This is a genomic window from Methanobrevibacter oralis (assembly GCF_001639275.1).
Classification (GTDB): domain Archaea; phylum Methanobacteriota; class Methanobacteria; order Methanobacteriales; family Methanobacteriaceae; genus Methanocatella; species Methanocatella oralis.
In genome coordinates this window covers 1-6987 of sequence record NZ_LWMU01000093.1, presented here as the reverse complement: position 1 = coordinate 6987, position 6987 = coordinate 1, and the positions used below count along the sequence as shown (strand labels likewise).

Annotated in this window: 8 protein-coding genes; 1 reads left to right on the top strand and 7 read right to left on the bottom strand. The window is 24.7% G+C overall.

What is annotated here, in order from left to right:
• The first annotated feature begins 223 nt into the window (after positions 1–223).
• On the top strand, positions 224–1246 hold the full coding sequence (locus MBORA_RS08120; protein ID WP_042694483.1) for an adenylosuccinate synthetase: 1023 nt from the start codon (positions 224–226) through the stop codon (positions 1244–1246).
• 52 nt (positions 1247–1298) lie between these two features.
• Here the strand turns inward: MBORA_RS08120 and MBORA_RS08115 are convergent, their stop codons facing one another.
• From MBORA_RS08115 to MBORA_RS08090, 7 genes are all read right to left on the bottom strand, one after another.
• The gene (locus MBORA_RS08115; protein ID WP_042694481.1) at positions 1299–1700 is read right to left on the bottom strand and encodes a hypothetical protein; all 402 of its coding nucleotides are present in this window, start codon (positions 1698–1700) and stop codon (positions 1299–1301) included.
• Positions 1701–1703: 3 nt separating this feature from the next.
• Positions 1704–2141: a hypothetical protein gene (locus tag MBORA_RS08110; protein ID WP_063720523.1), complete on the bottom strand. Its 438-nt coding sequence runs from the start codon at positions 2139–2141 to the stop codon at positions 1704–1706.
• A gap of 183 nt (positions 2142–2324) precedes the next feature.
• The gene (locus MBORA_RS08105) at positions 2325–3824 is read right to left on the bottom strand and encodes an N-6 DNA methylase (RefSeq protein ID WP_063720522.1); all 1500 of its coding nucleotides are present in this window, start codon (positions 3822–3824) and stop codon (positions 2325–2327) included.
• Complete coding sequence (locus MBORA_RS08100; protein ID WP_063720521.1) at positions 3825–4388, bottom strand: restriction endonuclease subunit S; 564 nt, start codon at positions 4386–4388, stop codon at positions 3825–3827. It lies immediately after the preceding gene.
• 267 nt (positions 4389–4655) lie between these two features.
• Positions 4656–4787 carry a hypothetical protein gene (locus MBORA_RS11365; protein ID WP_261795653.1) on the bottom strand — a complete coding sequence of 44 codons (132 nt, stop codon included), beginning with the start codon at positions 4785–4787 and terminating at the stop codon, positions 4656–4658.
• A gap of 1396 nt (positions 4788–6183) precedes the next feature.
• Positions 6184–6276 carry a hypothetical protein gene (locus tag MBORA_RS11395; RefSeq protein ID WP_331280282.1) on the bottom strand — a complete coding sequence of 31 codons (93 nt, stop codon included), beginning with the start codon at positions 6274–6276 and terminating at the stop codon, positions 6184–6186.
• A gap of 34 nt (positions 6277–6310) precedes the next feature.
• A complete protein-coding gene (locus MBORA_RS08090) occupies positions 6311–6595 on the bottom strand; it encodes a hypothetical protein (protein WP_063720520.1) in 285 nt (94 codons plus the stop codon).
• Between the last annotated feature and the right edge of the window lie 392 nt (positions 6596–6987).

The window sequence follows — 6987 nt, the reverse complement described above, 5'->3', positions numbered from 1 at the left end:
GGAAATACAATGCCCAAAGCACACAAAAAGAAATTCAGAACATTAGAAGGAATATTCAATCAAATAATGCACCAAAAAGATGGCTGGATCGAAAAACGAAAACAAGAGCTAACAAATTGACAGTCCCTTCGCATTGATTTTGAAAAGCTTTTTAAACTAGAAACATTAAAATAATAATGTTACGGAATTTTTTTATAATTTAAATTTTGAAGGGAGATATTTAATGACTTGTAGTATATTAGTCGGTGGAGCCTGGGGAGATGAAGGTAAGGGAAAATGTATTACTTACCTATGTAATAATGATAATCCTGATATTATAGCTCGTGCTGGTGTCGGTCCAAATGCTGGCCATTCTGTTGAGTTTAATGGAGAAAAATATGGTTTAAGACTCACTCCATCTGGTTTTGTAAATACAGAATCTAAGCTCATGATTGGTGCAGGAGTTTTAGTAAATAAAGATGTTTTATTTAAAGAATTTGAAGATTTGAAAAAATACAATGTAAAAGAACGTACATTAATTGATTCAAGATGTGCAATTATTTCTGAAGAACACATGGCTAGAGACAAAGCTTCTAAACATTTGGCTGAAAAAATAGGGAGTACTGGCTCTGGTTGTGGACCAGCTAACTCTGATAGGGTTTTAAGAACCATAAAATTAGCAAAAGACATTCCAGAACTTGAAGAGTATATTACTGATGTAGCGTTAGCAACTAACGAAGCAATTGATGATGGAAAAGATGTATTTATCGAAGGTTCTCAAGGATTTGCATTATCTCTCTATTATGGAACATATCCTTTTGTAACTAGTAAAGACACTACTGCAAGTACGTTTGCTGCTGATGTAGGTGTAGGTCCAACTAAAGTTGATGAAGTAATTAATGTATTTAAAGCTTATATTACTCGTGTTGGAGAAGGACCATTCCCAACCGAAATGCCACAAGAAGAAGCGGAAAATAAAGGGCTTGAAGAATATGGTGTTGTAACTGGACGTAAAAGACGTGTAGGTTACTTTGACATGGAATTAGCTAATGAGTCCTGTATGATTAATGGTGCAACACAAATTGCACTAACTTGTGTTGATAGATTATATCCAGATTGTGCAAGAACTCAAAACTACAGTGACTTATCTGCTGAAACTAAATCATTTATTAATGATATTGAAACAGCTACTGGTGTTCCAGTAACTATTATTTCAACAGGTCCAGATTTAAAAGACACAATAGATTTAAGAAAAGAATTGTTATAACAAAGTTCATAGATCATTATGGACTTTATTTTATTCAAATTTTAGCACTATTTTAGATATACCTGTTTTGGAAAAATAGGAACTTCCTGATTTCTTTTAAATTTTGAATTAAATTAATAAGATCTTCTGAAGTTTTTAAAGTTTTATTAAGATTTTTTAATTTAAAATCATCGTTATAATCTGCAAAATTTCTATATTTCCTTAAAGTTTGCAAATATTCTCCTAATATATTTTCTTTTTCATATATTGAATTTAATAGTCTATTGATTAAAAATTGGTGTGAATCTTTAGATGGAATAATGATTTTATGAGTATTTTCATAATATTTTTTTGTTAAACCAAAGCAGGCATAATAGAAGCGTCCAACAGCAGAGCGTTGATATTCTTCATTGTTAGAGAAGTTCTTTAAATGAATACCAACATCATAAAATTTTTTCCAATCAAAATCGCTCATAATTCACCACAAATCCACTGAGAGTAATCTTTTAATTTTTTCATTTGAAACTTTTAAATTTCTAAAATCTTTTTTTAGTTGTTTTAATAAATTCCAGTCCTTATCAAATGAAGATGTACTATGAACATAGATAACTAATTGATTTAAGCTTTCAAATTCAGGGTCTGGAACAAATTCTAAGGAATATGTGCAATTTGGAAAAATTTTGTTAAGTAACGGTTTTATTTTTTGAATTAATTCAATTAAATCATTATTTTCTAATATAAATTTATAAATATCTAATGGGTTAATTAGATTATATTCGTCTGCAAGAGTTAATTGAAATTTTTTTGTAAATGAATCTAAATATTCGCTCATTTCTTGTGAATTTAAATCAAATTTATTAAAATCCTTTGTTTGATAGTATTTCATATTTTCTAAATTTAATTTTTTTTCAAGCATAAAATCATCTCATAAAAAAATATAAAATTCTTAAAAATATTATATTTATTCTTATTTAAATAGATTATTATTTAGTTTCACTGCAATAAGCTAATTTAAAAGCAATTTTAATAGAATATGGATATTTAAGCTTATAATATTAAATTAAATTATCTACAACATTAATCAAAGTGAATTTATAACTTATTTCAAATTCAATTCTAATTCTAAATCTTGAATTTTTTCAGTTATTTCTTCTAATTTTTGATTTAATTTTTCTTTTTTCATTATCGCTTCGTTCAATTCAATATATTCTCCTTTATAATTATCAATATATCTACTAATTGTTAAATTAAATTCATTTTCCTTAATAGATTTAACATCTATTAATTTACTAAATTTATCTATTTCTAATCTTGTTTTATAAGTATTAACTATTTTATCAATATTTTCATCTTTTAAAATATTTTTCTTTCTTTGTGATTCACATTCGCCCTCAGCATTAATGAACAATACTTTATCGTCAGGACTTCTATTTTTCTTAAATATTAAAATCGAAGTGGGAACAGGACTATCTGTGAATAATTGGGGAGGCAGGTTAATAACTGCATCTAGATAATTTTTTTCATCAATTATAAATTGTTTTATATTCCTATCTACATTTCTTGTAAGTGCAGATTGATTAACTATTGTAGCTATAATCCCATCTTCTTTTAAATGATATATCATATGCATGATTATGTAAAATTCTAGTTTTGAAATAGATTTGCCTATTTTAAGGTTTCCAAACCTTTCTTTATTTTTAATACCTTCATATGGAACTTTATATGCAGAACCAAATGGGGGTACAGAGACTATAATGTCAAATAATTTTCCAACATGGCCTGGATTACTTATTGTATCTCCAAAATACAAATTCAATTTTTTATAATCAACACCATGAATAATTAAATTCATTATAGTCATATTGTAAGCTGTTAAATTGATATCCTGTCCGTATATTGAAGGATTATTAGTTAGTTGGAAAACATTTTCAAGTAATACTCCGGTTCCTAAAAAAGGATCGTAAATAGATTCTATTTCTTCATTATTTAAAGTAGCAATATTAGCTAGTAATTTATTCACATCCCTATCTGCAGCTAGTATCCATGTTTTTTTAATATGGTTAAGATAATAATCAATACTAGTGTCAAATAATGTTTTTATTGATTTTTCCTGATTGTAACCAAATTTAGAAATAATTTCCATTAAATAATATAATAATTCTTCTTTTTCGTCATTAACTTTTACTAATTTTGGACTAATTAAATCTATTTCATCAAAAACATCCTTAAAAATATTTGAATTTGCAGTATTTGAAATTTGATTAAATGCTTCACTTAAATTATCAATATTTATGCGTTTATCTTTATTTTCATATAGGATATTGTTAAATAAATTATCATAATCTAGGAAATATCCAAAGTTATTTATTGCTTCTTTTTTAAATAAATCATAATAAACTTCATCTTCATAGGCTTCAAAAAGCATGATGTTTTTGTTTTCAATAATCTTTGTGAAATGTTCTTCTAGTTGATCAGATAAATATTTAAAAAACATTAAATAATGGATGTACTTAATAGATGCTTCACGATCCATTAATCTTTTTAAAGGATTTAATAACTTTAATAAAGCTCTTTTAGGCGTATATGTGGTATTAAGCATTTAAATATCCCCTTTGTTTAATTTATTTATTATTCCTTCTTTAATTTCTTCATCTGCTTTAATTATTTGATAATTAACATTAATTTTCTCATCAATTGAATCTAATAACTCGCCATATTTCTTTTGCTTTTCATAAGGAGGCAATATTAGTTCTAATTTCTTAATATCTTGAATTGATACTTGAGGAGTTATACTTGAACTTTTAACTTTATGTAATTGTTTTTTTATATAGTAATTATTCAATAAATGGGTTATAAATGAAGGATTATAATTCTTTTTTAGCCTTATTATAGCTATTCTATCTCCAATCACCATACCTTCATCTTCAACATGTACTGTGTCATTTGGAAAAGGAGTTTTCATAAGAATGTCTCCTTTTTGAGTAAGATATCTGTTATTTAGTTTTTCATTAAATTTAACTTCATTTAGATTAGATATCTTTTCTCCTTTTTTAATTGATTTTTGAACTATTACTTTTCTTAAAGTTCCATTTTCATCCTGATATCTTTTTAAAGTTGCTCCTGAATAAACATGAGCTATTTCTTTTAATCTTTTTTTATCCATCAATAACTCTCCCATACTTAATTAAAATCATCTTATTCAACCAATTGCTTTAAAATTTAGTTCATAAAAAATTATTTTTCAAATAATTAATAATATTATAATAATTCTCATCAATGAATTTTCCATATGTTCTTTTTTAATATTTAATACTTCAGTAACTAATTCTTTATTGGTAATTATGATGTAGCTGTTTATCATAATATTATTGTAAATGGTTTTGTTAATTAAAATGTTATTTTTCCCTTTGATTAAATCAAATAGTTTTCATTAATAATTAACAGTTTTAGATAATTTTCTTTTTCTTTTAAGCATTTCATCTTTAACATAACCATGTAGTAACTCATAATACAAATCACTATCTAAAATTTTTTCATCTAATAATTTATTTAATAGTTCCATATATGTTTTATCAACATCATAATCATCTGTTTTTTTTACCTATTGTATAAAAACTGCTCTTTTTTTAAATCTTCCAACATTTTAACGGCTATAATTATAATATATAATCTTACTTTATTAAAATCCACTAAACTCTTTTTAATATTTAGATTTATATTTTCAAATACATACTGATGTAATAATGCATCTAATGTTTATTATTTCTTGCTACGCTTAGTATTTTAAATCCTACTTCTTCAATATTCAAATAATCATCAATAGTTGGCTTACGTATTCATTATGTAATTTCACTTCTTCTGTTTTTTTTAAAGGTTTATCATAAATATCTGCACTTTTTTTCCATAATAGTCTAGTTACATTTCTCCTGCTACCATAACATCAATAAACATATTATGTAATAAGTAAGTCATTACTTCTTTACTAAATTTTTTTCCCATTATGATTTTTTTATTTTTCTAAATCTTTTATTTTTAATAACTTTGTCTTGTCTTTCCACCTTATCAACTTCATTAATTGTTTTTCTGTTAGATTATTTCTTATTAGAAAATTTCCAACATAATTCATTTGGTTAATATGTTTAAATTCTTAAAACAAAATGTTTAAATACAACAAATAATAAAGTTAATTTCACAACTAATAATAACTCATATTAAGTTGTATTTATTGTTTTAAGTGCAATTTAATATGTTATTTTTTTTACAATCATATTGTTATTATTTGCTTCATATAACAATAATCATTTTGTACTAATTACTTTTTAATTAATCATATATAAATGTTTCGTTTTATTTAGATTGTTGTTACAATAAGCAAATTATTTTTATAAAAAAAATATTTTAGTTAATGGATTTTTAACTTTGGCTAAATAATGCTATTAAGTACAGAAAATTTCTATTAAATCAATTACAATTATTATTAGCTATATTTTTGTAATTATATACTAAAATTAAGTAAAAATAGATTTTTTTATCTTTTTTTATACTGTTTTCTTGTTTATTTTTCATTTTAATAAATATTTTTTTATTTCATGTCATTTATTTTTTCCATTGCTGTCAAGCTAATGGTTTTTTAATTTTTTTAAAAACTATCTTGTATGTTTGATTTGCATTTTTTATGATAAAAATTCTTTTTATCTCTTTTTTTGTTTGTTGGTGGTTTAATTTTTGTGTAAACCAAATCTTTTTTGGCCATGTCAATTATTTCTTTAACTATTATTTGTATTTCTTCTTGGTTGTCTGTTAGTAGTCTGGGCAATTCCTCTTTTATGTTTCCAATCAATGTGTTGATGTTGGTTTTGTATATGTATTTGTATTTTGTTGTTTCTTTAGGTTTTCTTGTTATTTGTTCTTCTGCGTCGTGTTTGAGTCCTATTAGTATGTTGAATAGGTATATATGGCTATAGAAGTCCTTGTTCTATTATTATTTTCTTTTTTCCTGTGAATTTTTCGATTTTTAATTTGTTTTTTAATCTGTCGTAATTTGTTTCTATTGTCCATCTATCGCCGTATAGTTGTTTTAATTCTTCATGGTGTTGCTATTTCTTTTGGGATATTGGTAAAATAGTATTTTATGTTTTTCCATTTTTTTAGTTTTACTTTTACAATTCTTACTTTTATATTTGCTTTTAATCTTGCCATTTCTTTTAGTTCTTCGTTTTTGAAATTTCTACGTTTTAATGAATCTAGACTAATGAAGAATGTTTTATCTGTTTTTTTATGTTTTTCCATTTTTTGTTGTTTTTTTTTAAATGTTGGATGTTTTTCCACGTATTTATAGTAGAATGAATTTAATAATTCGGTTTTAAACATTAATTCATACGGAATTATATCCTCTATCGTATAGTGTTATTGTTTTTGTTAAGTCCAATTTGTTTTTTGCATCATCTAAATGGTATTAATGCATTTGTTATTTCATCTACATTCTTCGATGTTAAGTTTGAGGATATTATGAAGTCCCAATGAGCATCTAACCCCGTGCATGAGGATTCTAGCTACAGAAGTATCTTTGTATGTTTGAGTTTTTTCAGGTATTCCAAAATCATCTCTATGTTAATTTCGTATTTGGTATTTCAATAATCGATGAATCAATTGCACATACGTGCAATCCTTTAAATGAAGGCATTTCATCTAATTTTGATCATAAATACTCGAAACTAAATCATCATTCATGTCATATATAAACTTGTGGATCTATGAATTGC

Coding starts and splice junctions, on each gene's coding strand:
- MBORA_RS08120 (WP_042694483.1), top strand. CDS start 224: ATGACTTGTAGTATATTAGTCGGTGGAGCCTGGGGAGATGAAGGTAAG.
- MBORA_RS08115 (WP_042694481.1), bottom strand. CDS start 1,700: ATGAGCGATTTTGATTGGAAAAAATTTTATGATGTTGGTATTCATTTA.
- MBORA_RS08110 (WP_063720523.1), bottom strand. CDS start 2,141: ATGCTTGAAAAAAAATTAAATTTAGAAAATATGAAATACTATCAAACA.
- MBORA_RS08105 (WP_063720522.1), bottom strand. CDS start 3,824: ATGCTTAATACCACATATACGCCTAAAAGAGCTTTATTAAAGTTATTA.
- MBORA_RS08100 (WP_063720521.1), bottom strand. CDS start 4,388: ATGGATAAAAAAAGATTAAAAGAAATAGCTCATGTTTATTCAGGAGCA.
- MBORA_RS11365 (WP_261795653.1), bottom strand. CDS start 4,787: ATGGAACTATTAAATAAATTATTAGATGAAAAAATTTTAGATAGTGAT.
- MBORA_RS08090 (WP_063720520.1), bottom strand. CDS start 6,595: ATGTTTAAAACCGAATTATTAAATTCATTCTACTATAAATACGTGGAA.